This is a genomic window from Paenibacillus rigui (genome assembly GCF_002234615.1).
In the GTDB taxonomy this organism is placed as follows: domain Bacteria; phylum Bacillota; class Bacilli; order Paenibacillales; family NBRC-103111; genus Paenibacillus_S; species Paenibacillus_S rigui.
Map to the genome: position 1 here is coordinate 358532 of NZ_NMQW01000002.1, position 26430 is coordinate 384961.

At 51.4% G+C, this 26430-nt stretch carries 15 protein-coding genes; all 15 read right to left on the reverse strand.

Features of this window, described 5'->3' with window-relative positions; all coding sequences use genetic code 11:
- Nucleotides 1-3: 3 nt before the first annotated feature.
- Nucleotides 4-1356, reverse strand: coding sequence for an ABC transporter substrate-binding protein (locus tag CF651_RS02360; protein WP_094013213.1), 1353 nt, complete (start codon nt 1354-1356; stop codon nt 4-6).
- Between the two features lie 28 nt (nt 1357-1384).
- A complete protein-coding gene (locus CF651_RS02365) occupies nt 1385-2440 on the reverse strand; it encodes a hypothetical protein (RefSeq protein WP_094013214.1) in 1056 nt (351 codons plus the stop codon).
- 119 nt (nt 2441-2559) lie between these two features.
- Nucleotides 2560-3873 (reverse strand): ABC transporter substrate-binding protein, encoded by a 1314-nt coding sequence (locus tag CF651_RS02370; RefSeq protein WP_094013513.1) that lies wholly within the window; start codon nt 3871-3873, stop codon nt 2560-2562.
- A 246-nt stretch (nt 3874-4119) separates the two neighbouring features.
- A complete protein-coding gene (locus tag CF651_RS02375; RefSeq protein ID WP_094013215.1) occupies nt 4120-4818 on the reverse strand; it encodes a hypothetical protein in 699 nt (232 codons plus the stop codon).
- A 24-nt stretch (nt 4819-4842) separates the two neighbouring features.
- On the reverse strand, nt 4843-5583 hold the full coding sequence (locus CF651_RS02380) for a hypothetical protein (RefSeq protein WP_179232651.1): 741 nt from the start codon (nt 5581-5583) through the stop codon (nt 4843-4845).
- Between the two features lie 23 nt (nt 5584-5606).
- Nucleotides 5607-6335, reverse strand: a complete 729-nt coding sequence (locus tag CF651_RS02385) for a hypothetical protein (protein ID WP_094013216.1) — start codon at nt 6333-6335, stop codon at nt 5607-5609.
- A gap of 88 nt (nt 6336-6423) precedes the next feature.
- The gene (locus CF651_RS02390; protein WP_094013217.1) at nt 6424-7392 is read right to left on the reverse strand and encodes a carbohydrate ABC transporter permease; all 969 of its coding nucleotides are present in this window, start codon (nt 7390-7392) and stop codon (nt 6424-6426) included.
- A 58-nt stretch (nt 7393-7450) separates the two neighbouring features.
- Nucleotides 7451-8317, reverse strand: a complete 867-nt coding sequence (locus tag CF651_RS02395) for a carbohydrate ABC transporter permease (RefSeq protein WP_094013218.1) — start codon at nt 8315-8317, stop codon at nt 7451-7453.
- A complete protein-coding gene (locus tag CF651_RS02400; RefSeq protein WP_094013219.1) occupies nt 8314-10584 on the reverse strand; it encodes a DUF5696 domain-containing protein in 2271 nt (756 codons plus the stop codon). Before CF651_RS02400 ends, CF651_RS02395 begins: the two co-directional genes overlap by 4 nt.
- On the reverse strand, nt 10581-12716 hold the full coding sequence (locus tag CF651_RS02405) for a YIP1 family protein (protein ID WP_094013220.1): 2136 nt from the start codon (nt 12714-12716) through the stop codon (nt 10581-10583). Before CF651_RS02405 ends, CF651_RS02400 begins: the two co-directional genes overlap by 4 nt.
- Nucleotides 12713-15850: a glycosyl hydrolase gene (locus CF651_RS02410; RefSeq protein ID WP_094013221.1), complete on the reverse strand. Its 3138-nt coding sequence runs from the start codon at nt 15848-15850 to the stop codon at nt 12713-12715. The genes CF651_RS02405 and CF651_RS02410 overlap by 4 nt, the downstream gene beginning before the upstream one ends.
- 119 nt (nt 15851-15969) lie before the next feature.
- Nucleotides 15970-18009: a beta-galactosidase gene (locus tag CF651_RS02415; RefSeq protein WP_094013222.1), complete on the reverse strand. Its 2040-nt coding sequence runs from the start codon at nt 18007-18009 to the stop codon at nt 15970-15972.
- A complete protein-coding gene (gene lacZ / locus CF651_RS02420) occupies nt 18006-21263 on the reverse strand; it encodes a beta-galactosidase, LacZ type (RefSeq protein ID WP_245855632.1) in 3258 nt (1085 codons plus the stop codon). Before lacZ ends, CF651_RS02415 begins: the two co-directional genes overlap by 4 nt.
- Nucleotides 21260-23344 (reverse strand): glycoside hydrolase family 88 protein, encoded by a 2085-nt coding sequence (locus tag CF651_RS02425; protein ID WP_245855633.1) that lies wholly within the window; start codon nt 23342-23344, stop codon nt 21260-21262. Before CF651_RS02425 ends, lacZ begins: the two co-directional genes overlap by 4 nt.
- On the reverse strand, nt 23293-26376 hold the full coding sequence (locus tag CF651_RS02430; protein WP_245855634.1) for a glycoside hydrolase family 2 protein: 3084 nt from the start codon (nt 26374-26376) through the stop codon (nt 23293-23295). The genes CF651_RS02425 and CF651_RS02430 overlap by 52 nt, the downstream gene beginning before the upstream one ends.
- Nucleotides 26377-26430 lie beyond the last annotated feature (54 nt).

Genomic DNA, 26430 nt, shown 5'->3' on the forward strand with positions numbered 1-26430 from the left:
CGACTATTTCTTCGCAGCCGCTTTGTCCAGATCAGCCTTAGCTGCTTTATTCGTCTCAATCGCTTTAGTAGACTGCTCTTCAATCATACGCAATGCGGTTACCGAATCCTTCGATTCTTTGAAAATAAGCGGGGCAAACACATTCTGCATTGGAACATCATACCAGAGCAGTCCATCAGCCCTGGCTGCCGGAGGCATAGCCGTTTTCCCATGGAAAATGGCGCTCGTGTTTTTGCCTCTCATTTGAGGCAGGTTTTTACCGAAAGCCTCTTGAACCGCCTTGGATTCCATTGGCACGATCACGCCTTCCTTCGCAAGCTCAATCTGATGCTCCTCGGAAAGAAGCGCCGCCATGACCTGGAAGGCCAAATCCTTTTTCTTCGACTGCTTGGTAATGTACATCGAGTATACGTTCGGCTGGTACCTCGTGTCCGGCGCTTCACTGAAGGACGGCACAGAGACGATGTCAAAATTCAAGCTTTTGTTCTGCTCATGATACGTAACCAGGTGGTCCACCGTCGCCACAGCCATAGCGATATTGCCTTTGGTAGCGAAAGTTTCTACCGTGTCAAACTGGTTTGCAGGAATATCGTAGAACCGACGCAAGTTGTCAACGATCTTCTTCCATTCCGGCGAGCTCAGGCTCGCTTTGTCTTCCGTCAAACTGAGCGGAGATTGAGAAAGCTGATTGTAATTCATATAGTGACCCGGATTTTGAGAAAAGCCTTTGTACGTAATCTCGCCTTCAACACGAGTCAGCTTCTTGGCCATCTCATAAATTTCGTCATACGTCATCCCGTTTTTCGGGTAGTCGACGCCGAATTTATCGAAAATATCTTTGTTGTAGAAGAGTACGAAATCGTTGTTATTGAACGGCAAGCCGTAAATGCTCCCGTCTTTTCTCAGATTGCTCATCTGAGCCATAAGGGCTGGATTCAGCTTGGTCGTATCGAAGTTGTATTTTTTGATCAAATCCCGAATGTCGTATTGAAGATCATTATCAATAATCCATCGCTGCACATTCATTCGGGTGTTATCAAATACAAGGTCCGGTACCGTCCCTGCCGCAATGAGGTCCTTATACTGTCTGCCGGGATTGTCCCAGTGGACATGCTTGATCGTAATATCGGGAAACTTTTTTTTCAAAAATTGTCCGATCTGCTTGTCAAAATTTTCTTCTTTTGCATAGAAAGGCGGATTAACGGTGTAAATAAACAGCTCATTTTCTGGTGATGCATTGGACGGTTTATTATCGACTCCACCTGCAGCAGGGTTAGCTCCTAAGCCCTGCTCGCAGCCTGCCAATAAAGTGAGAGAGACGGCAATCGTTAGAAACTTGCTTCCGGATGTGCTCACGTAATACCTCCAAAGGTTGAATTTGGGATTAACCGTTTTGCAATGTCCATAGAACGAGATTATCCAACAGCTTCCAGCCTGCTTCGGTTGTATTCTCCTGCATTCCGTTATTTAAGAAGAAGAAGGAAATGCGTGCCTTCGCTTCATAGCCATTATCGGCTTTAGAGCCTTTATCGTAGTAATAAATCGTCGCCTTGGACTTGTCTCCAGGACCCGTAGCGATAATCTTGGCCTCTTTACTGGGAAGTCCATAGCCGATACCGATTCTTGAGCTGGTTTCCTTGTAAATTTCAACCGCACCGGATAACCCGCCGGCTACCTTATGCTTGCTATCTACAATATCGATCGATTTAACATTCATAATATTCGCATTTTCCTCAATGGAAGAAAGGCCTAAATAAAACATGCCGTGATTTTTCACATAAACCGTAGGGATCGCTACGTCTTTCATAACGCCATCTTTGATGATTTTGGAGTTCAGTGTTTGACTGATATAAATCAAGTCATAGCCTTTCGTTTCGGCAGCGGTAAATTCCCTGTCAATCATGATCGTTACCTTAAAACCAAGTGCCTTCAACCGGCCGGCAACATAAATGTCCTCGGCTGCGTTTTCCCGGCCCACCAGCAGCACCTTTTTCCCTTGAGCCGAAATCTCCGGCTTTTCCGGTGCAGGTGCCGGGGCGGCAGGCTCTGCCTTAGGCGCTTCCGCTTTCGGGGCTTCAGCCTGCTTCGGCGTCTCGGCCGCAGGCTTAGGCTCCTCTGCTTTTGGTGTTTCCGTCGGCTTCGCATCTGCAGCCTTAGGAGCATCCGCAGAGGACTTTGACTCCTCCGGTTTGGTTGATGCCTCCGGGGTCTTGGCTTCTTCGGGCTTCGCTGCATCCGCAGGAGGATTCACCTCTGTGCCCTTGACCGTGTCCGGAGCAGGGGACGGCGAAGGCGTCGGTGTGGGTGTCGGGGCCGGTGTTTGCGACTTTACTGCGGAGTCTACGGCTTTAGGCGGAGCAGCGGTTTCTTTAGTTGATGAGCAGGCAGCCATAGTAAATGCCATCATTGCAGCGAAAAGCAAGATGAGCAGACGTTTCATAGTTTAAATTCCCCCTAGTCGTTAGTTTCAGCACAGCATCTACAAACAAAACCTCCAGCTCCACAGGATTCGTGCTTCTGGAGGTTTGTTATTCACGTTTAGATGCAGAAGCATCGAATCTATTTTGCGTTGGCAGCCTTCTCCGTTTGAATCCCTTTGTTCGTCTGCTCTTCGATCATCCGAAGGGCGGTAGCCGAATCTTTGGATTCACCGAAAATCAATGGCGAGAACACGTTGTGAAGCGGCACGTCCACATAAGTCAAGCCATTGGCACGAGCTGCCGGCGGCATCGCATTTTTACTGTAAAAAATAGCCTGCGTATGTTTCCCTTGCATTTGCGGCAGGTTTTTGCCAAACGCCTCCTGTACCTTCTGGCTTTCCAGCGGTCCGATAATGCCTTCTTTAGCAAAGTTAATTTGCATTTCTTCGGATAACATGTACGCGATAACCTGGAAGGCCTGATCCTTCTTCGTCGATTGCTTCGTGATATAGGTAGCATACATATTCGGCTGTGCTTTCGTCTTCGGAACATCTGCGAAGGAAGGCATCGAAGCAATATCAAAGTTCAGGTTTTTATTTTGCTCATACCATTGGATAATTTTCTCCGAGACATGGACAGCCATCGCCATTTTTCCTTTAGGGAAGTCATCAACGGAAGTAAACTGGTTTGCAGGAATTTCGTAGAACCGTCTCAGGTTGTCGACTTCCTTTTTCCACCCTTCGGTATTCAGCTGAGCCTTATCCTCCGTTAAGCTAAGTGGGGGCAATGATAGCTGATTGTACGTCATGTACAAGCCTGGGTGCTGCTGATACCCTTTATAGGTATTTTCCCCCTCAACTCGGGTCAACTTCTTGGCAAGCTCATACACTTCGTCGTAGGTCATGCCATCCTTCGGATAATCAACACCGAATTTATCAAAAATATCCTTGTTATAGAACAGGACGAAATCGCTCAACTGGAACGGCAAGCCATAAATTTTCCCTTCCGGCGTCATGTTTTTCATCTGCGCCATAGCTGCCGGATTTAGTTTGCTTGTATCGAAATTGAATTTTTTGATTAAATCGGTCATGTCATACTGAAGGTCATTCTTAAGAATATATCTTTCATAGTTCATTCTCGCATTATCAATTACAATATCCGGAATCGTCCCAGCTGCGATCAAATCCTTATATTCTCTACCCTTATCCCAGTGAACGTGCTTGAATGTAAGGTCCGGAAATTTCTTTTTCAAATACTGGCCGACTTGCTTTTCCCAATTTTCCTCTTTGGCATAAAATGCAGGATACGATGTGTAAATAAAAATTTCATTGTCCGGTGCCTTCGTTGTTTTGTTTGGTTCCGTCGTTGTCGTTGCCACAGGATCGGCCGTGCAGCCTACCATTACTGAACAGGTTAATGCCGTAAGCATGGATGCCTTCACATATTTTTTCATGTTTCGTTTGAAACCTCCCTCAATTAGTAACAATGCATGATCATCGGATTGCAGAAAAAGGTGCACCTCCTTACGCTTCTTGTAAGCGCTTGTAAATGCGATAAACAAAAATGAATGGACATCTTCATCAGTTAATTCTTAATCTTACTTTATTACGGATCGACTCTATTTTCATTGGGGGTGGATTTCATTTTTATAGGTTGTTTATTCCATCTTTCGACGCCAAAATGAGAGAATCCACCCTCACTATTTCCCTGCCACCCATGCTACTGCTGATTCAAACAGCTTCCAGCCCGCTTCCGTCTGGTTAATCTCTTCTCCGCCGACCAAGTAAAAGTAGACTTGCCGGGCCGGCAATACTTCGTTACTGCTGTTGCGTCCACCCTTCTCAAATGCCCAAATCACCGCCTTTTGCTTATTGTCAGGGGCTGCTGCTACGATCGTACCTTTGGCGCTCGGGACAATAAAGCCGATTTTGCCGTTCTCCTTATAAATATCCACCTGCCCCTTCAAACCGGCCGCTATGGGATGCTCCGGGGCTTGGATTTCAACGGATTTGCCTGCAAAATCGCCGTTGTCCGTATCCGTTTCCCTGCCTGACAAATCCAGGTCACCTATATTTTGCGACTCGGCATAGATGACCGGGACAGGAGAAGCTTTCAGCTTATTGCTGACTTTACCGGAATTGACAGTAGAGCTGACAAATACAAGCGTATGTCCAACGGCTTTCTCAGCCGTTAGCTCTTTATCGGCAATCACCTCGACTTGATACCCCATCGTTTTGAGATGCTTGATCACTAAGGCATCCCCGCCGCTTTCCCGGCCAACGAAGAGCGCTTTTTGGCTCACAGGCTTCGTTTGGGCCGGGGAGGAGAAGGAACAGGCCGCCATGAACAGCAAAATCACAACGGCAATCATGAAGCTTGATTTTTTAATGAACATCATCCATATCGCCCCTTAAGGATCGTGCTACTTCCCTGTCGCCCATTTTACAGCCGCATCGAAAAGCTTCCAGCCCTCATCGGTTTGATTGATTTCTTCCCCGTTGAATAAATAAAAATAAAGCTCCCGCGCAGCAACCGGGTCTCCCTTAACATTTTTAACCCCTTTTTCGTAAGCAAAAATGGTTGCTTTTTGCTCCTCGTTCGGTACGGTAGCGATGACGATAGCTTCTTTGCCCGGAATGGCAAAGCCCATTTTCCCGTTGTCCTTGTATACATCGATATTGCCCTGCAAGCCGGCTGCCAGAGGGTGCTTGCTGTCTTTGATTTGAATCGTTTTGGCTGCATTGGCTCCAACCAGGGAACCAAAGCTATCGACGTCGGTCATACCCGTATCGCTTGTCGATTGAGGCTCCGCATAAATAACGGGAATCGGTGTTTTTACGAAGATATCCTTGATTTTACCCGAGTTGACGGATTCGCTGACATAAATGAGCATATGACCATTGGCATTTTCCACCTTAAGCTCCTTATCGGCTACAACCGTTACTTCCAGACCGTGCTTTTCCTTCAAACGCTTAATGACCAGGGCGTCGCCACCGCTGTCTCTTCCGACGAACAGCACCTTTTTCCCGCTATTCTGGTTTTTACCGGTGTTTCCGGAAGGCTGCTGCTGTGCTAGTTTATTGACGTCCGCCGGTACGGTATTACAAGCCATTAGAGTGAAAAGCATCATCACAATACAGATAGAACCCAGCAATCGTTTCATCGATAGTTCCCTCCTGGATTAAGTTATTTCTTACCATTTTGCGCAGCCCACTCGATCGCCGCATCGAACAGCTTCCACCCGTTATCCGTCAGCTTCGGTTCCTCACCGCTCGGAAGGGAGAAGAACACCTGGCGTGCCGGTACCGGCGAATTGGAAATATTTTTTGCGCCCTTCTCGTAAGCGAACACCGTTACCTTCTTATTGTCTCCGCTCGTCGGATATTCAGCTATAATAGCTGCCTCCTTGCCCGGGTGAAGTCCATACGAAATTTTCCCATCTTCCTTGTACAAAGCAACCGTATCCTTCAGACCGGCTGCAATCGGATGCTTTGAATCGATAATTTGCACCGTCTTCACGCCTTCATCTTGTCCGAATTGCTGTGGACCGACCAAGCCCGCATCGCTGGCTGCCTGTGTTTTGGCATAGACGACCGGAATGGCAGATTGCCTTAGCTTCGTATCGATTTTGGAAGAGTTGACCGATTCACTGACATAAATGACGCCGTAGCCGGCAGCTTTCTCTACGGTGAAATCTGCATCCACCACATCCATCACTTGATAGCCAAGTTTCTTCAGGTGGTTGATGACAAACGGATCGCCGCCTCCTTCCTTCTTGCGGATCAGCATGATTTTCTTGGCATTGCCCGAGACGGCCCCGTTCGCGTCAGCGGCCGTTCCCTGCGTCGATGCGGAGCACCCGAATAAGGTGAGCGCCATCACAATCGCAAGCAGTAAAGCCATACATTTTTTCATGGTCTGCGTTCCTCCTTCGATATCAATGAGTACGTTCAATAAGTGACATCGCTATGCTGATTGAACCTTCTCTTAAATGACTTTCCGCTTACTCGACCAGGCCCGTTCTCTCCACACCCTCAATGAACCAGCGCTGCGTGAAGGTGTAGAGCAGCATAGGCGGGATAATCATGAGAAACGTCGTTGCCATACGAATCGCTTCGTCATTGACGGATGGTCCGAACTGCTCGGCTTGCTGTTTGAGCGCATTCGCGATTCGGGAGATGCCCATCGACAAGGGCGCGGTTTCAATATCGGCCAAGTACATACTTGGCAAATAAAAATCGTTCCACGTCCAAACGAAGGAAAACAGGAACACAACCAGAATCGCCGGTTTCGCAAGCGGCATCATGACCTTATAAAAAATTTTGAACACGTTGGCTCCGTCAATCCGGGCCGCCTCCTCCAATTCCTTCGGCTGGGTCGAGAAAAATTGGCGGTAGATGATGACAAACAGGGCGCCTTTAAGTCCCAAGCCGAAAAATGCGGGAACGATAATCGGATAAATCGTATTCAGCAGTCCCAGTTCTCTCGCGTAAATAATGTTAGGCAAAATCGTTACCTGCATCGGCACGATAAAAGTGAGGAGAAGGAAAAAAAACATCAGGTTTTTGAACGGAACCTTCAATCTTGCAAAAGCATAGCCTGTCACCGCGCACGACACCGTTTGCAATAAAGCAACAGATAACGACATAATCAGCGTCAGGCTGAGTGCTTTCGGATATTTCAGCCACTCCCAGGCCTCCTGAAGATTGCCTAAATAGATCGTCCTCGGAAACCAGTTGACCGAAGGATCCAGGAGATCGTCCGCATTTTTGACCATGGTCGTAACCATATGCAGGACCGGCTTCAGGTAAATGTAGGCGGTATCCAGCAAAATTAAATAAATGAATAATTTAAACAGCAGGCCCTTATCGGCTTCCCGCCCTAGAATCACATATCGCGCCTTGCTCAGCCAGAGAAGCAGCGGCAGCTGCTCACGTCTTCGTTTCAGCTTCAATTGATTCAAATCTAACATTGTCACTCACCCCTATCCCCTTTCCATCAGGAAAGGCATTGATTCGTAAGCATTCTTGTTAATCCGATTGTCTTTGCGATTTGGTAGCCCTGCTGAATACAATGAAAATAATGGCCAGAAAGAAGCTGATGATTAGAAAATACAACCATATCAAGGCACTGTACTGCCCATATTCACTGTCCCGGACCCTTTGCAAAATCGGATTAGTAGGGAAAGTAAACAGATCGACGACCGTATAAATCAGATTCAAGAATATAAACGGCGTCATCGCAGGCAGCGTAATTTTCCAGAACGTTTCCCAAGGCCCTGCGCCATCAATACGCGCCGCCTCGTATGCTGAGTTCGAAATCGTCTGCCGGCCTCCGAGGAAAATAAGAATTTGTACGCCGGAGTACCACAGGATCAGAACGAAGGAGTCGAGAATCCCTACCAAGGGACCGGACCAGGTAGCCGAAAGATTAGCTTTAATGATGCCGGAAATGTTGTACTTGGACATAAAGGCAAGGTCGCCTTCCCCCTGCGTCAAAAACTCTTTGACCACTTCGCCTGTGGAAAGAATAACCGGCAAAAAGAAGATGGCGCGGAAAAAGGTACGGCCTGCGAATTTTTGATTCAAAATAATGGCGATGAGCAGTGCGAACAATACGATAATCGGTATCATGAACAGCGCTTGCCTTAGAAACGGAAGCAAATCGTTGTACAAAATGCTCCCGTTCTCAAACAAAATGTAACGATAATGGGTTAAGCCTACATATTGCGTCGTCGTTTTGGTCGCCGTAATGGTCACCTTCTGAAAGCTCATAAACAAGGAATAACCGATCGGGAACGCCATAAACACAAGAAAACCGATAAACCAAGGAGCAATAAATAAAGAACCCTCCAGGTATTCGACCAGTGACGAGCGAAGTCTCAGTGTTTTTTTCATCGGCTTCCTCCTCCCTGGATCACAAGATAGCTTTGAGCGGGAACATCCAATCCCCCGTCACGGTAAGGCTCCAAATTATAATTTACGACAATGCGCTTGCCATTCGCGTAAGTCGTCTCTTTGACATTGTCCGCCAAGGTCCGATGCCCGGTAATAAATTGATTCTGCACATCGCCGAGCGCCGCGTTATATGCCTTGTACTGCTCCGCGGCAAACGTTTCCCAATCCGGAAAATGCGTATTGTAGTAGCGGATCCCATAGGCGTTCACATATTCCTTGGAAGCGGCTCGGGTGAAAATGAACGAGGGAATCGCCCCGTATTCGATATCCCGCAAAAAGTCCTTGACGTCCTCCTGCCGGTTATTCGCATACTCGGAGGAGTAAGTAAGCAGCCCATGCGCGGCGATCTGTGCGAAAGGAACCGCTTCATCCGTAAACAGATCGTAGGAATGGTCGTAAATCATCGTTTGAATATGGTTCACATAAGGCCATGCGTAGCTGTTCGAGCTTTTGCCCTGCACGCCGCCTAATGTCTCCTTGATGTTCTTCAGAATGCTTTCCTGAACCTTCCTGGCTTCGTTCCTCGGAGAACCGTAGCCCGTATTATAATCGCTGAACAAACGCTGTCCGGTCCGATTGACCGATAGTCCGTCCACACCCAGCTTTTTATATTCGACTAAATCCTTCTTCACGGCTGCCTCAACGAATTTCTCGCTGGCCATCGCAACCCGTGTATTGTTGTACAGCAGGTTTTGCGTAATGTTCCGGCCCGCCAGATTAACCATTGCGTGGAATTTCTCGTCAAAGCCTCCACCGCCCGTATTGTTTGCAGCGTATTCGGTATCCAGATAAATGCGGTACTTGGATTGATGGGCGCGGTCGATCAATGACTTCATTCCTTGATCTCCGCCGATGCGGGAGTCTACCGGCAATCCTTTGCCCAGAGAGCTGTAGCCGCCTTGCTGCCAGCCCATGAAGGTCAGCGCCATATTTTTGATCCCATTAGCGGATAACTTATCGATCATTTGCTCCGCTTCCCCTGTATGCGTCAGATCAATGTAGCGGTCGCTGACCACACCCTTTTCTTGGTCCCCGCCAATAAAATCGACATGCATCGGCAGGTTGGGATCAGCAGCGGCAACCGGCTTCATGCCTTTCACTTGCATCAAGTAATCGCGGTACGTTTGAGCCATGCCGACATAATCTGTTTTGGCCATATCAAGAATATAGTAGCGAACCGACCGGTCGCCGCCGAACAGCTCATCTTTGTTATAGGCAGCAAAGCCCCATTCATCAGGAGAATTCCGGCTCGTAAACTGCAGGAAGCTGGCCCGGAAATTCATTTGGGCGGTTACCCAGTTGTAGTTGCTGAGCACGCCTGAAGGAGACGCGACGACCTCGGCATATTCTTCTCCTTCATTAAGCACGGCCAGAAAGCCTTTAGGCCCGGATTTCAACCCGAACACTGGCATCATGATACGGTTTCGGTTGTTGCTCATGCCTCCGAAGGCCTGGTCTTGACCATAAACGCTTTCATCGTACAGCTTATTGACATTCAGCTGATTCTCTTTGAAGCGGATCAACGCGCCGGCTCCATCAGGTATGAACAGATAGCCGTCCTGGCCTGCTGAGTAGTCTGCGCCAAGGAAGGGAAACAAGCGCACCCAGACTAGCCCCATCTTCGTTTCCTTGATCCCTTCCCGAACGATCTTCGTTTCAATATAGTCCTTCTCAATTTTGACCTGAACCGGAATCGTAAATCCCGAAGCCGGGAGCTCATACACCAGGGAAAAGCCGCCTGGAATGGATTGAACTTGCGTCACCTTTCCGCCTTCTGCGGCGAAATTCGTTTCCTTGGCTTGCAGAATCGTTTTGGAAAAGTCGACGTACTGCACCATCAGCGGAGAGCTCAGATGCTTTTTCCAGTTCTCCGAAATGGTTTCCTTGCTCCAATGCTCCGGGTTCGGATACGAGCGGTACACATTGCCGTTGCGTTTATCCTCCACGATGAAATGGCCCGTCTTCTCGTCCATACTTAAGCGAAGCGTATCCGTTTCCGCCACATTTTTGAAATCGCCGTCCTTGGGCAGCTGGGCCTGCACACTGTTTTGCGGGGGAGCGGCATCGTTCTGGGCAGCGGCAGCCGTTCGTTCCTGCGGAGCGGTTTTGAACTGAAATTGAACATTCGTCAAAATAAGCAAAATGGCTGCCAAGAGAAGGACCGTCACGATGGTCGCTGTTTTGTTTAGTTTTGTTATCCATGTCATCTTAAGATCAACTCCTGGCCCATTTCATAAATTAACGAAATCATATCACTGGTTAACCCGAGGGTAAGGAACAGCAGCACGCCAATCACCAGCATCGTACACAAGGTAAGGATAATGTTCAACGCGGTTTCAACGACACTGTAGTTGTGAATGCTTTGTATTTTCCAGAACATGAGCAGCCCGATCCATACGATCATTCCCTTGGATACAAAGCCGTACAGCGAGCCTTCAGACATCGTCATCACATTGGATAGGAAAGCCAGCGGCACCCCGATGACAATATAAGGAACCAGCGCATACGCACTGCCGATAAAAATATCCCTGAACCGCCCCTCGCCCCGATAAATGGAGCTAACTAAGTAATTCGATACAATCCAGGCGATCCATACGATGAAAAACTGAGTGAATATGGAATAAATATCAATGCTGGTGGCAGCGTTAAAGGAAAAGCTGGTTACCAGCTCCTTCACTAACAGGGAGCCATATACGCACAGGAGAACAATGACCGCACTCAGATAGCTCCCTTTTCCTTCGTAACGAACCGCAACAAACCCGTCGATCGGGTGCTTCATCGTGTAGAAGGCATGTCGTATATTGGAAAGAAAATTCACCCGCGATTGCTTCCTCCGCTCCCGCCAACGGGTGCGGAATGCCCGTTTCTCCGTAAGCTTATCGGCAATAAAGTAGAAGATCGTACCGAATAGCACAAGACTCGCAAGCAGTGAAAAATGATCCTGGAACCACTTCATCCGGATTTGCCAGAACGCATCGGAGAAGCCCTGCTGATCGCCTGCTTCCCGGAACAGACGCTCCGCCTCCTCATACCGCTCTTTTTTGAAGGCCGATTTGGCTAAACCGAGTATGGCTGGAGTAAACTGGGCGTTCATCCGCAGCACGTCCTGCCATGGCTTCTCTCCCGCCTCATAATATCCTGCCAGAGTCTGTTGGTTGGCCTCGTCAACCTTTTGGCCGAACTCCGATAAGCGGAACACTTGAACGATGTTCTCCTGATCGTCAAGCACGAACAGTTCATTCCTTGCATTCACGTCGATAGCTACCGGGCTTTTGAGCAGGCCGACCTGCGAAGAGCCTACCGCGGATGGTCCTCCCCAGAAGTACAGCAAATTACCCGAAGCGTCATAATTCGTAATGTATTTGAATTGCTGATCTACGACAATCATGTTTCCGTGCTGGTCTACAGCGACATCGATCAGCTGCGGCAGGTTTGCCCCGGCTTTCCCCGCAGCAGTGAGCTGCGCATCCATCGGCCGGTATTCACCGAACGCTTTTTGCGAGCTGCGAAGCAAATTGTCCCCTTTAATATTCAGCTTTTTGAGCTGATCGATTTTGGCCATGCCGCCGGTTACAGTATAAATATAGCCGTTTTTATCTGTAGCGACGCTGTTGATGGTCTCAGGCCGCTTCGCAACCTCATTTGCATACATTTCCCTCGTATACAACCATCGCTTTAACGCATCCAGAGGCGAGAGCGCAGTCCGGTTCGCACCAAAAAATCCTTGAAACTTGCCGTTCGGGTCCAGCAGCAGCAAGCCCTCATAGCCGCCATGTACGGCAATGTACAGGAAGCCGCGTTCATCCACCATCACCTTGCCCGGATCATAAACGAACGTCTCCGGAATGTAACGAGATACAGGACGCACAAATTCCTGCTGCTTCTTCCCATCCTTATCCAGCTTTACGACACGCTTATTGCCCGTATCCGCAATGTAAATATTGCCTTCCTTCGTCACGAACACACCTTCGGGCTTTGACAGTGGGCTGTCCGGAATCGTAATATAACGGATCAGCTGCCCTTTCTCGTTCATATGAACGATCCGGTTATTGCCGGTATCCGCGATGTAAATTTCATTTTTGGCATCCACAAAAATGTCCTTCGGATTTTTCATGGATGATTTTACCTTGACCGTCGGCTTCGCCGGGTCTGTCGTGTACAAATCCTGACCGATGACTCCGATCGGGTAGTAAGCGGGCTGCAGCCAGATTAAATTGTTGTAGCTGTCCTTTGTATAGGTGGAGTATTTCACTGCAGCGTCAGCAGTTCCAGGCAGCAGCAGCGCAGTGCACACAAGAATGGACACAAGTAACCGCTTCCACCTGCTTATTTTTATCATGCCTGAACCTCCGTTTCTTCAATTAGTCGGATTGGAGTGAACAACCCGTAAGGGAGTACTTTATATTGAGGCGAGTAGTAAGTGCCTGTTTTGCGAAAAGAAGCCCAGCTTGTCGAGGATGGCTCGCCAGACACATGATGGAACGGCCCTAGCATATTGCGCGGGCTTCCCATGACTTCGATCGCAATCTCATTGTTCCCGTCGGAAAGGTACGATGTGATATCGAGAGGGTTCGCCGCTCTCCAGGGCACATGTCCGGCTGATACTCCGTTCACATGGATCTCCACCGTCACAGCAGAATATTCCCCCAGCTCCACAAGCATCCGCTTGTTGGCAGCAGGCTGACAGACATTCGCCTCGAAGTGGTATACCATGCTGCCGCAGTAATGAAAGTATCCCTGCGTACACCAGTCGCCCAAAGTCAACGTCTTCGGCTCGGCTATAAGCCTTCTGTCCATATCCACGCCGAAAGGACCGATAAGATAAATATCTTCCACTTCCATACGGTTATGGTAGCTGCAGTTTAGCACCAGCTCGTTCATCCCTAACCTTAGCTCAGGCAGCGGAATGGTGTTGAAGGAACGGTCAAGGAACCAGCCGTCCGCTTCTGTCTGAGCGGCCTTACCGTTCAAATGCAGGTCATATGCCGCCGCATTTTCCACGACCAGGTGTACGGCTCCCTCCGGTATGACCGAAACGTCGAATCGGAACCGGAATTGAACCGGCCTCCCGTTGCCCGGATGCGGATCATGAATCCATCGGTACCTTTGCTCCAGACCGTTGCCATACACCTGTCTCATTCCCAGGGCAGCACGGACATCCCTTTGCGCCTGCCATACATCCGTTTCCTCGGACCAGCCTTCATGGCCGGGCATAAGATAGGAGCAGGTGTCCAATGTCAGCACATTAGGCATCGTACGGGAAACCCGGCCGACCTGAGCCAGCTCTTGAACTACCTGCCGTGTCCTTTTTGTTCTGATATGCTCTGCTTCATGAAACCGGGCCGTGTCAGACGCAGTTTGTAAAATGTACAGCTTCGAGTCGGCAGGTCCGAACTCCGCCTCGAAGTGCAGGCTTCCCATTTGCAGGGATAAAGGATCGACTTGCACCGTCTTCACCGCTCCGCTCAGCGCGCACCATTCCTCCAAGGCTCCAAGCCCCTCCAGCTGGATCCGCACCAAATGTGAGGCGTGCCTGTCGTTGTTCACAACGAACAGTACCTTGCGCCCCCCGTCCAGCTCCCGGAGCATGACGAGAAATTCTGGCGCCTCCTCTCCGCTCTCCGGATACGTCACGCTGACCTGTCGAGGCAGCAACTGCTCCAATACGCTGACCACGGCTGGAGTATCCTCCACCACAGTCAGGTTGGGGTGTTCGTACAGCCTGTTTAACTTGGCTTCCTCCGGCCTTCCCTCCAACCAAACCGGCTGCGGTCCGACAGAGATGATCTTGCCGCCGGCTTCAAGAAAATCGGACAGCAGCTCGTAGGTGCTTTGGAGCAGGGTCCGGATCGGTGGAAGCACCACAATGCGGTATTCAGCCAAATTGACAACCAGCCGGCCCCCCCGTACGGCCCCTGTTTCCGCCATGATGATTTCATCGCCCAAGTCGAAATCGTAGTGGGCTCTGAGCAGCTTTCCAAGAAAGGCGTTGAATTCGTGTCCAAACGCATTCGTCGCCGACACATCTTTATCTTTGCCCCGAGCGGGGAAGCCGTAAGGCCCCGTTCCGACAAGGCTCCAGGCCGTGGTGGACGGATGCAGCACAAGCACGTCGCGTACCGGCTTTCCTTCGGTCAGCACAGCCGAAAGCCGGGCGAAGTAATCCTCTGCCACGTAGTTGTACTTCCACCAGCTCGTATTGTAATTAAATACCGGTGGATAATCCCTCTTGCGGCATCCTTTAATTGAGTAGAGGGCCAAATGCTGTGACCTGCGATTGACACCGAGCACAAACTGAAAGTCGCCGATCCAGCGCTGTCCTTCGAATGTAAAGCCCCAACCGGTACACCCGTACGTTTCCGTGAGCACTTCCGTCCTCCCGTACTGGTTAGCCACGCTGGTGCACTGCTTTACCGTGATATACTCATTCGTCTGCTCCTCCAGCATGTCGATGCCGGGAACCTGCTGAAAACGGTAATTGGGCATAACAGCACCGCAAACGCGGGTAGCTGTGCCCATATTGTTTTCCCATAAATAATGCCCTGTAAAAGCAATTCCGTTCGCTTCGCACCATTCGCCGATCTGCTTGGAGTAGGACTCGCTGAACCTCTCGGTCACCGTCCGCCAATAATCGTGCCGTGCCTGGGGCGAGAACGTTCCATTGAAGAAAAGATACGGGATCAGATCCAAGAGATCATACCCTCTTCTTTCTTGAAAAAACGCCGGAAACGTGCCGCTCCAGGGAAGCCAGCCCCGTCCTTCGGTAAACCGGCAGTGGCGGTCGTGGATGCTGGGCTCATCCGTGAATACGCCGCGCACCGTTTTCCCGAAATAGTCTCCTACCTCCCGCTTGTAGGCTTCGTAGGTAATGTCAATGAATGCACCGACTGCATCAGGGTTCAGATTATCGGGCGGTGCCTCATGATTAAACCACTCGCTTGCTTCCGATACCTCAACCCGAAATACCAGCAGCACTTCATCCTCCGCAAGCGTCGCAAGATCGTCCGCTCCGGCCGGGACCTGAAGCCGTTCGCACCGCAGCAGACTTCTCTCGTCTATGACGGCCCGGAACAAGGCTGCTGCTTCTCCAACTGCCAGGCATACCCCTTCCCGGCATACCTCCAACGTCAGCCCCTTGGCTCGAAAAGCATCGCCTCCGCGGGCCTGGACGAGCCCTCCGGCAAAACCGGATGGCCAACGGTCCTCGTCGTACAGCCAAGCCTGCATACCGAGCTTGTCGGCAGTTTGGACCGCTGTCCGGACGTACTGCATCCACTCCCTGCCCATGTAATCCGTTTCGAGTCCGTCCCGGGAATGGATGAAAAAACCACCCATGCCCTGCTCCTGCATTTGATGAATTTGCCGAATCAGCTCTTCCTCCTGCAATTCATCGTTCCATGCCCAGAAGGGCACCGACCGGTATGCCGCCGGCGGCCGTTCAAACCTGCTGCGCAGCTGCCCGTTTTCCGGCATAAACCATCGCCTCCTTTGGCAGGCGCCCTCCGCTGCGAGCGGGGGACACCTGCTCCATGTATCCGTTTCAATGCAAGTCAGGCGCCTTCGCTTCCTGTGCCCCGTCCAGGCATTGTGATTTACAATGCAACAATCTTAACCTGCTTCGGCGGGAGCTCCAGCTCCCCGCGAACCTCGAGTCCAGTGAGAAGCTCGCGTTGCGGCTCGTTTCCTATATGTACCTTTTGAACATTCCCCGTATGGTTGAGCAGGAAAGTATAGCGTACGCCTTCCTTCTCACGCTGCGTCACCTCGACACCCTCCGGCACTTCCAGGATCGGGGTGATGCCTTTGGATCCGCACAAGAATTGGATCCACTGCTTTTTGAATCCGACGCTTGGATCAGTAGCAACGTACCACGCTTCGCCTTGACCGTACCGGTGGCGCGTCAAGGCAGGTCCGCCTTGATAATAATCGCTGCCGAAGGTGGCGATAGCTTCCGCTCCCTCCAGATGGACAACCTCGCAGGCCAGCCTGCAAGGGTAGGCTCCCTGCATAGAGCCAAGCTCCTGCTCCAGCACCAGCTGGTTGGTTTGATCCGGGAACATCGCATCAATCTCCTCCACCCAAATCCCGAGCAGAGGCCGCAATTCCCCCGGATAACCGCCGGCAATCACCTTGTCGTTCTCATCCGCAATCCCGCTGTAAAAGGTTGTGACGAGCGTCCCGCCATTCGCCACATATTGCTCCAGCTTCGCTGCGTACCCTGACTTCGTCATATATAGCAGCGGTGCAAGCACGAGATCGTAGCGGCTTAAGTCCGTGCCGGTATGAATCATATCGACCTGAATGCCATGGGCATAGCATGCGTCATAGTAGCCTTGGATTTGCTCCAAATATTTCAAATGAACCGACGGTCCGCCTCCGAGCTCCACCGCCCACCAGTTCTCCCAGTCAAACAGGATCGCTACTCGGCTGGTCATTCTGGAATCCAACAGCAGGTCACCCAGCTGCTGCAGCTCCTTGCCAAGCTCTGCACATTCGCGGAATACCCGGGTATGCTCATGCCCGACATGGTCGATGACTGCGCCGTGGAACTTCTCATAAGCGCCAAGTGAACGGCGAAGCTGGAAAAACATCACCGATTCCGCCCCTCTTGCCACCGCCTGATAGCTTCTCAGCCGCATCACACCGGGTCTTTTCGTCGGGTTCACCGTCTTCCAGTTAATTACGCTCGGGCTCTGCTCCATCAGCATGAACGGTGCTCCGTCCTTCAACCCGCGCATCAAGTCGTATCGAAGCGCCATATAGCTTTCCGGCGTATGGTTTTCCGTATAAATATCAAGTGCCGCGATATCCAGAAACGGTGCCCATTGGAAGTAGTCCAACGGCTTATAGGTCCCGTTTCCTTGGAAATTCGTCGTCACGATCGCCTCGGGCATGACCTGCTTGATCGCATCGTATTCCATACGGTAGCACTCCAGCCAGCTGTCGGAGGTGAACCGGTAGAAATCGAGGGTGATGCCTTGAAAAGCTGTCTGGTCGCTATTGCCACCGGACAAACCTTCACTTAGTGCGCTGGGAATGACGATTTCATCCCAATCATAGAACGTGTGCCCCCAAAACCGGGTGTACCAAGCTTGGTTTAATTTCTCCAAAGTACCGTAACGCCGCTCCAGCCACTCCTGGAACGCTTTCTCGCACCGTTCGCAATGACAGCGATTGCCGATTTCATTGTTCACATGCCACAGCAGCAGTGCCGGATGCTCCTTGTAGCGTTCTGCCAGCTTGCGTGCCATAAGCCCGGCATAATGGCGGAAGGTGGGGCTATTCGGACACGAATTGTGCCGCCGTCCGTACTTTCTTTTCTTCCCGTCGGACGTTACCGTCAGCACATCGGGATATTTCTTGGCCATCCATGCCGGATGCGCGGCTGTACTTGTTCCCAGGCAGACACGTATGCCATTCTCATGCAGCTTATCCATTACCTCGTCCAGCCAGCCGAATGCATATGTCTCTTCATCCGGCTGATTCAAGGACCAGGAGAAAACATTAATTGTCGCGATATCTATTCCGGAGAGCCGGAACAATCGCATATCCTCTTCCCAGACTTCCCTGGGAAATTGCTCGGGGTTGTAATCGCCGCCGAACATAATTTTTGGAAATGTGCGGCTACTCATCGCCCCGCCTCCTGTTTCTCGATGCATGCTTCTTCCCCGTCTATCCGGTCTGCTGTGGGTTCCCCCTGACCCATGTGTCCAGCTCGGCCCATCGACGCACCCGCGTGTTCGATTAACGGCTCAGGCTGCAGCTGACTAATCGATACCGGCGATCGTTCTCTTGTTGAGATAGGCTTCAATCGGAACGTGAACGCCATTTCTTGCGCGTGCAGCAAGTAACTGTCAAGCGGCGGCGCCTCCCCGCAGCTGTGATTGCCGATCGGGGCCTGAGCGTAATCCAGGTTCAGGAAGGTTGCTTCCTGCCGCTGCAGATCGTAAGTATGCTTCGCTTTGGTTAAGTCATCGGTGGAATAATGGCTCACTCCAACATTGAGCGTCGGCATACCGCCGATAAAAAATCCGGTTCCGAGCTTATTCGTAACCGCCGCCCAACGCACATCCGCTTTGTTCCCATTCTCTTGGGGCATAATGTAGGGAACATATTGATCCTGTACGGAGCCTGCGTATATCCCGAGTTTGCCGCTTTCCTTGCGGTCCGCATAGCATTCATGGGGACCGAGTCCAAACCAGGTAAACCGGTCGAAGCCGGATGGCATGACCAGCTGCATGCCAAAGCGCGGTAAAGGCGGAAGCTCCTTCTTATGGGGAAGCAGCCTGACCGAAAGGACGATATCTCCTGAACCATATAGGTCGTATGTCGTCCAGACCGTAAAATCAATGCCCAGCGCTGGGGCTCCCAAGGTGGATTTCACCCGGATTTGCGCAGCCTGCTTGGTGATCTGGGTGAATTCGCAAGTATGCACTCTTTGCTGCAAACGATCCCAGCCCAGCGTCTTCCATTGCTTGGACTGACGCGTATCATTATCTATCGGAGCCCGCCACAATTGGACCTGCGGACCCGACGCCAGCAGCGGAATACCGTTGTATTCGAAGGAGGACAGGCGTCCCTTCTTTTTATCAAAGCTCATGGAAAAGTCAACGCCTCGCAGCTCAACGGCTCCTGCCGTCTCGACCGCTTGAAGACCCCGCATGGCCTGCAGGGGAAGGAGGCTGCCGCTGGCTTTGCCATTGGGCGTTCCGGGTATCGGTAAATCCGCCCAAGCCACCTCGTGTCCCCTCAGCGCCCAGCTTGCATCATGCTTCAAGGTAAAGCGCAGATGCAGCCAGTACTCTCCGGCCTTTTGCCCAACAACCGTCTGCCACGGGATATACAAAGCGGCTTCCTCACGCGGACGAATATCCAGCTCCGGCAGCTCCCCTTGCTCCAGTACGATTCCGTCACACAGTAGCGTCCAGGTTGCTGTCAGATGCTCCAGCGTCAAGAAATCGTAACGGTTGCTAATTTTAACAAGACCTGATAACAAATCGACCGGTTCCGCAATGACGGGCTGGATGACTTTTTTCACCTCAAGGATAGAGGATTTTAATTGCCGGTCCGGAAACAACAAGCCGTCGATGCAAAAATGCCCGCTGTTCGGATGATCGTTGAAATCCCCTCCATACGCATACCATGACTCCCCGCTCTCCTGCTTCCGCGCAATGCCATGATCCGTCCATTCCCAGATGAGACCGCCCAGCAGCCGGGGATACGTATAAATTGCATCCCAGTATTCCTTCAAATTGCCTACCGCATTACCCATCGCATGGCCGAACTCACACATCAAGTAAGGGCGAGCGTCCGGTTTCTCACCTTCTTCGATCAGTGCCGCAAGTGAAGGATACATCGAGCTGACAATATCGACGACAGGGGCGTCTTTAGCCCGTTCGTAATGGATTGGGCGGGTTGGATCGGCCTCTCTTACCCATGCCGCCATAGCATCATGGTTAGGGCCATACCCGGATTCGTTACCCAGCGACCATACAATGACGGACGGATGGTTTTTATCCCGCTCCACCATACGAATTGCCCGATCGAGGAACGCATGCTTCCAATCCGGATGCTCAGCCAAATAGCTTTCGTTGTCGATAAAGTGACATCCATGCGTTTCCAGATCGGCTTCATCAATGACGTACATTCCATAACTGTCGCATAAATCAAGCCACCGTGTATCGTTCGGATAGTGCGACAAGCGAACTGTATTCATATTGTGCTGCTTCATCAGGCGAATATCTTCCACCATGGATTCGTAAGGCGTTGTAAACCCGAGCTCCGGATGAAACTCATTGCGGTTTACTCCTTTCAGAATGACAGGTTTGCCGTTGACCAGCAGCTGTCCGTCCCGGATTGCGATGTCGCGGAACCCGACGGAAACCGTTCCTGCTTCGAGTACCTGTCCGTGCTCATCCTCCAAAGTGAAGAGCAATGTATATAAGTAAGGCTGCTCAGCCGACCACAGGCGAGGAGCGGCAACCGGAATGTTCACTGTAAGTGTTTGTTCTCCAATGGATGGAATACGGTACGTCTCTCCAGCCGTGCCTTCAAAAACGGATTGCCCGGTCTCATCCAACAGCCGAAGCTGCAAACGATGCTTATCGGAATCGGCTTTCCCGTAATTTTTGACATGCAATCGAATGTCCAGCTCAGCATTCACATGCTGCTCGTCAAGCCGTGTCTGTACCGATATATCCCGTACATGCACCTCTGGCGCTGCATAAACATACACATCCTTAAAGATCCCGCTTAACCGCCATTTGTCCTGGTCCTCCAGGTAAGTGCCGTCGCTCCACTGATACACCTGAACCGCAATCCGATTAACTCCGGCCCGAAGCAGCTTGGTCACCCGGAATTCCGAATGCAGATGACTTCCTTGGCTGTATCCCGCCATCTGTCCATTAATCCATACATGAAATGCGGAATCCACACCTTCGAAAACAAGGAATACTTGACGCTGGTCCCAATCCTCGGGAATGTAAAAGCTTCTGATGTAGCAACCCACCGGGTTCTCCATCGGAACATGCGGCGGGTCGATCGGAAACGGATAGTAGCTGCTTGAATAAAGGGGGGGTCCATAGCCCTGCATCTGCCAATTGCCCGGTACTTGTATCGAGTTCCAGTCGTCTGCCGCAAAGGAATCTTCATAAAAACCAGCCGGCGCCAGCTCCGGGCTCTCCGCATAATGAAATTTCCAATTGCCGTTCAACGACTGGAACAAGGAGGAGCTCCCGCGCTCCCGCCGAAGGGCGGTTTCGATATCTGCAAAAGGGATGAAGTCCGCGTGCGGCGGCTCCACGTTTCTTCCCAGTACATTAAGATTTTCCCAATCCGGGATCGGGTTATTCTGCATTTGATTCGCCTCCTGTTGATGCTTCATCATTCCACCTCCTCTTGAAAGCGCAGTGCATTGCTTAGAACGGCCGCTATAACCCAGGATGGGTTCCATTTGTTGCTATGTCCGCGGTGGTGCCAATTCGTCTGAAAAAAACCTTCTCCTTGCTCACCGACAATCGTGAAATTCCAATCTCCTGTCCCGGCACAAATGCCCTGTCCCATTGCGTCAAAGCATACCCGGCCCCATTGCTCATAGCGCGGCTTGCCGGCCCGTTTGCCAAAATTCCACATTTCATAGGTAGGAAAAAATACGTCCAGATGATGATTTTGCACACTGACTCCGGGCCATCCGACAGCATTGAAGCCTTTCTCCCTGAAGAGCGTTCCCCGGTTATAAACGGGCTGCCAAACATAGACGAATGTCAAAAGCCAATCGGCTGACAGTTCCGCCCAGGCCGCATATTTGTCCTCGTTCGTTGCAAGATACAGCTCGTAAGCCGCGAGAAAAAAGTACATCCCCGCTTCCTTATCCTCACATTTGGCATCCAGCGTGGAACGGGCAAACGGCCTTTCGAACGTCTCCACGTGAAGCTCAGCATACTTCTGCATCATGGCTTCAGCACGCTTCAGGTACGATGCCTCTCCCGTGACACGGTAGGCTTTTAAGATGGCAATCAGGCACGGCAGGCCTGCCGCGTTGATCATTTCATCCGCCGGTACGCCGTCCAATTGCCATGCCGATGGGACAATACCCGACGGCAGAACTGCTTTCAGGAAAAAATCCGCCGATTCTCGAAGCGCTTCGGTCCAGGATAACGGGACTTCTATCCCGCTGCTTTGAAACAGCAGGATGATTTCGGCAAGGTCCGCTGCGGTTTCACCGGCTGCACGGCTGGAGACGACGGTTTGCTTGTTCCAGCTGAAATCGTCCCACTGCTGCTCCTCCAGCCGATACGCCCCATGGCGCAGTCCCGGTATAGCCGTGCGGCTCTCCCGCACATAGAAATCAACGGCCTGCCGGCAACGGGCAACACGGCGCTCTTCCTCGCGTTTTACCCCAAGCATGGCATCGCACCAGGCCAGCTTCAAGCATTGTCCCGTCCAGCCATACATGTAATGCAGAGGCCGTTTGGAAACATTGCCGAACGTGTTGGAATCGGAGAACTTTATATAGCCGGCTGCCCCCGCATCATTCGTCCTCCAGCGGTCATCCAGCGCGTTCGCCTTGAGGCCGATCATCTCGCTAGGCGTGTGCGGCTTGGCTCCTGCCGAATCGAACAGCTGCAGCCCGGCTCGAACAATCTCCCTGAAGCCTTGACCCGAAACGGCTACAGGGCCCCAATCCAGCGCGTACTCCTTGGACAAGATAAAGCCCGGAGTGAAGTCTGTATAACCGCCGTCATACGGGGCAGTTTTGCTTTTGCCCATGTAGACCGTATCCTTCTCCCCATTAAACATGAGGACGCCGCTCATGGCAGCAATGACAAGGCGCTGCTCCTCCTGAATCGCCCCCATCGAACCGTAATGCACGCTCCCGTCCGATGCTTCCACATACGAAGGAACGGAAAATAAGGAGAAATAGCGGGACTCATTATCTTTCGTCCACTCCATATTCACGCAGGGAATCGGCAGCCGGTGTTCTTCACAAATCAAGCCCAGTCCTTCTCCGATACCCAGCTTCGGTACGATTCGGGACGGATCGGAGGAAGGATTGTTGTTGTAGATCATGTGAGGGATGGTGATCCTCTCACCGCTGTATCTTGGAAGGGGGAACAGCAGGCCGGCCGCCGCATCGCGAAGGGTATCCTCCGTCCCGTTCTCCCATTCCACATCCAGCCTCATTAGGTTCCTTTCATCGAACCGAAGCTCCATCCGAAAGGAAAGCACGGCGATCTTGCCCTGAATCCGAATCGCGCCGGAGCTTAAGGAAACCTGAGTTGACTCCAGTCTGACTTCCCCATGATTCCAGGGCCTGCCGCTTGAATACGTCAGCATTTCATTCAAGCGACCGGCAAAATAAGGGGTTGCATTTCCTTCATTTTTTAGGACAAGCTGAATCCCTTCAGCCGATTCTGTCAGTTCAACACGTTTTTGCTTATTTCTGCTAGTGAGGGTGTACAGGTGCAAGTGGTGTCCCCCCCTTTCCCATTCAATATCGAAATGAACAACCGGTCCAGCGTCGGATTAAATCCTAACCGGCCCGACAACGGAATGCAGGAGAAGACAATTTGCCCCTTTCCTACCGCTGTTCGAGCAACCAGAGGAAGCTTCCGTTTGCCGCTGGTCTCGCTGTTTGGAAGATAGGCGAACACCAGCTCTTCCAGCCCTTCTCCCAGCAGATGGCAGTTCGAAATACCGTCGATCCGATCTGTCGTCAGATGGTACAAATACGATAAATCGTCCGGCCTCAGCCCGATAGCCTGCATAAGCTCCGTTTGAAGCGACAGCGTGTAAACCTCACGAAGCTTTGCTGTCTGCACGCTGGTACCATCTATATCCCAAGGCTCGCTATCGAAGCGATCGAGCAGGAACAAAGCTGTGGCGCCGTTCTTTACTTTTTCGAGAATCGCAGCCTGATGCTGCTGATACATATCCTTCGAAGCAATAACGAGAGGTCCGGTCTGGTCTTCTTCTTCGGAGAACGGTTTTCCATCTATCTCCAGCAGTGAGCAAAGCAGCTCCGCTTCGGTATCGAGAACCATGACCTGATCCGGCGTAAGCGCCTTCGATTTGACGAACACTTCCAATGTGAACCGCTCGCGATTGACGATTTCACCCTTCTCGCTAATCAAGCAGGCATCGACATGCAGGCTTTGTCTGTCCTCCATCTGAGGGACGGAAAAGTGAATTGTGCCCGCATAGAGGGATGAGGCCGCCGGAAGTGTCCTCATGAGCTCGTAGCTTCCGTATTCGCGCGTATCGTCACGCAGTGTCGCAATAACGCGGCATTTATCGTAAGCCCTCACCGTATCGTTCAACAGCCAGGCTTCGATGTCGATCGTCTCCCCCGTATACACCTTCCAACGATCGGTTCTTAGATGAACGCGTACCGGCTCAAGACAATCCCTATAGGTGAAATAGGCGGGCTTAGGAATACGGTCGGCTCCAACAAGGGCCTTCATCCATCCGGACGGCCAGGCATCGATCAGCAAATGAATCGCCGTGGACACCACTGAATCCGCTCTTCTCCGCCAAGCATCCGTCATGAGCTTTGTCGCCAGACATTGATGCTTCTGGCTTGCTTCGATCCATGTCCGAATCGTTCGCTGCTCGGTGTACCAATCCCCATGCAAGCCATAAGTTTGTGCGCCATGAATCCGGTTCGGCATCCATGGCTCCGAATCTTCCGCAGGCAGCCATTCCTTAGGATATCGGCTCATCATCAGCTCGTAATGGTCCAGTCCCTCTGTTCCATACTCCCCGCAGCCCGCTTTCCAGCCGTCCCGGATCGGCGGAAGATATCCTTTGTGCATTTTCCCTACGGAAATGCCATTGTTTGTATACCACATGTTATAGCAGTGAAAATCGGGCAGTCCTTCCCGGGTCGGCGGATTATAATCCCCATCGGCATTTTTGACAACGCGATCGGGGTTTTCAACAAAAATGGCCTGCCGTGCGGCTACAAAAAAAGCTTCCAGCTCGTTCCGGTGCAGATGGCGATGACCCTTGCGGCGTTTTTCCGTTCTCGACGGCTCATTGATCAATGACACGATGACCGAGGACGGGTGGCTGCGGATCAGCCGCTCCATTTCCGCTGCCTGCCGAACCCCTTCAACGAACTGATTGCGGCGGATAAAGCCGAAGGTAGGCAGGTCGCATTGGTGCATCATGCCGAGCATATCGAAATAATCGTAGATTTCCTCCTGAACCGGACGCTGCGTAATACGGTAAAAGTTCATATGAGCCAGCTTCGCAATCAGGATATCGTCAATAAGCTGGTCGTAATCATTTTGCATCACGCACTGCTGCAGGTGGCCCATTTCATTGGCACCCCTCAGCAATACAGGCTCATTGTTCAAATATAACGTTCCTTTGGGTGTATTCTCTTCATCCATATGGAACTTGCGCATGCCGAAATGGCTGTCGTGCAAATCAACATAGGTGTCTTCATTGCGCACCTTCACCCGGGCCGTATACAGGTACGGTGTTTCCGGCGACCACAAATGGCTGCAAGGAAAATCCACCTTATAACGGAAATAGTTGATCCCGGGGCCGGCATAAGCGACCTGGAACGGGATCGGACCAATGCCTTCTCCTTCAAAGTTTTTGGGCAGCAGCTCCAGACACAGCTCAAAGTTTTCCATCAGCCTGTTCGTTGTGTTAATCACGTCGATCCATACTTCCACGAACGCTTCATCGATGTTAGGCCGGATAAATAAGTCCTGGACGAACAACGGATGGCGTTCCTCCAAATACACATTGTTATAAATACCCGCACCCGGCGGGCAATGATTCCATCCGCTGTAGGGATCGTCCCAGCCCGGACCGGTCGCCGCGTACATTTTATCCCCATCCAGCTTCGTTCCGCCCACACCCATCATCGAATAGTCGTTGTTCACTTCGATAACAAGCGTATTCTGCTCCTGCAAATAATCCGTCACGTCAAATTCAAACGGTGCGAAGAAGCCTTCATGACTGCCCAGGCATTTGCGGTTTAAATACACGGTCGCTTTGTAATCGACTCCTTTGAACACAAGATACATTCTCTTATCACCGCGAAGGCCTTCATAACCGAATTCCGTCCGGTAAAAACCCGTCCATTTGCCCTGCTCTCCCGTAGGTCCGCGGAAATCGGGGACGTTCACCGTCTCCCAGTCGCCCTCACCCTCCAGCACCCGGGAGAACCGGGCATCCGCCTCCTCGTAATACCGGAATTGAAATTGGCTGCACGGCTGCCTTTTGCGGGTGATCTCGGCAGGCGGCGTAAGGTTGCGCATATAAGGCCGGTACTTTTCTCGCAGCTGCATCAATTCCTCGTGAAAAAGAGCCATTCGCGCTTCATAGGAAAGTGGTGCAGCGCTGACCGCTTTCTCCGATCCCGGGGCGAAATATTGTTTCTCGTAGACTACGGGAGGCAGCTCCCGCATTTCATTCTTATTTCCCGGATGTTCGCGGAACGCTATTTCCGCAAACGGATCCTGATGCTTGGCTTGCTCCAAACTAATATCCCCCTCACGACTCAAAAATGAACCAGGCAGACCGGCTGCCCGCCA

Bases quoted from the DNA above. Each gene is read 5' to 3' on its own strand.
- CF651_RS02370 (WP_094013513.1), bottom strand. From the start codon at position 3,873: ATGAAAAAATATGTGAAGGCATCCATGCTTACGGCATTAACCTGTTCA.
- CF651_RS02415 (WP_094013222.1), bottom strand. From the start codon at position 18,009: ATGAGTAGCCGCACATTTCCAAAAATTATGTTCGGCGGCGATTACAAC.
- CF651_RS02380 (WP_179232651.1), bottom strand. From the start codon at position 5,583: ATGAAACGATTGCTGGGTTCTATCTGTATTGTGATGATGCTTTTCACT.
- CF651_RS02365 (WP_094013214.1), bottom strand. From the start codon at position 2,440: ATGAAACGTCTGCTCATCTTGCTTTTCGCTGCAATGATGGCATTTACT.
- CF651_RS02395 (WP_094013218.1), bottom strand. From the start codon at position 8,317: ATGAAAAAAACACTGAGACTTCGCTCGTCACTGGTCGAATACCTGGAG.
- CF651_RS02400 (WP_094013219.1), bottom strand. From the start codon at position 10,584: ATGACATGGATAACAAAACTAAACAAAACAGCGACCATCGTGACGGTC.
- CF651_RS02410 (WP_094013221.1), bottom strand. From the start codon at position 15,850: ATGCCGGAAAACGGGCAGCTGCGCAGCAGGTTTGAACGGCCGCCGGCG.
- CF651_RS02405 (WP_094013220.1), bottom strand. From the start codon at position 12,716: ATGATAAAAATAAGCAGGTGGAAGCGGTTACTTGTGTCCATTCTTGTG.
- CF651_RS02385 (WP_094013216.1), bottom strand. From the start codon at position 6,335: ATGAAAAAATGTATGGCTTTACTGCTTGCGATTGTGATGGCGCTCACC.
- CF651_RS02375 (WP_094013215.1), bottom strand. From the start codon at position 4,818: ATGATGTTCATTAAAAAATCAAGCTTCATGATTGCCGTTGTGATTTTG.
- lacZ (WP_245855632.1), bottom strand. From the start codon at position 21,263: ATGATGAAGCATCAACAGGAGGCGAATCAAATGCAGAATAACCCGATC.
- CF651_RS02390 (WP_094013217.1), bottom strand. From the start codon at position 7,392: ATGTTAGATTTGAATCAATTGAAGCTGAAACGAAGACGTGAGCAGCTG.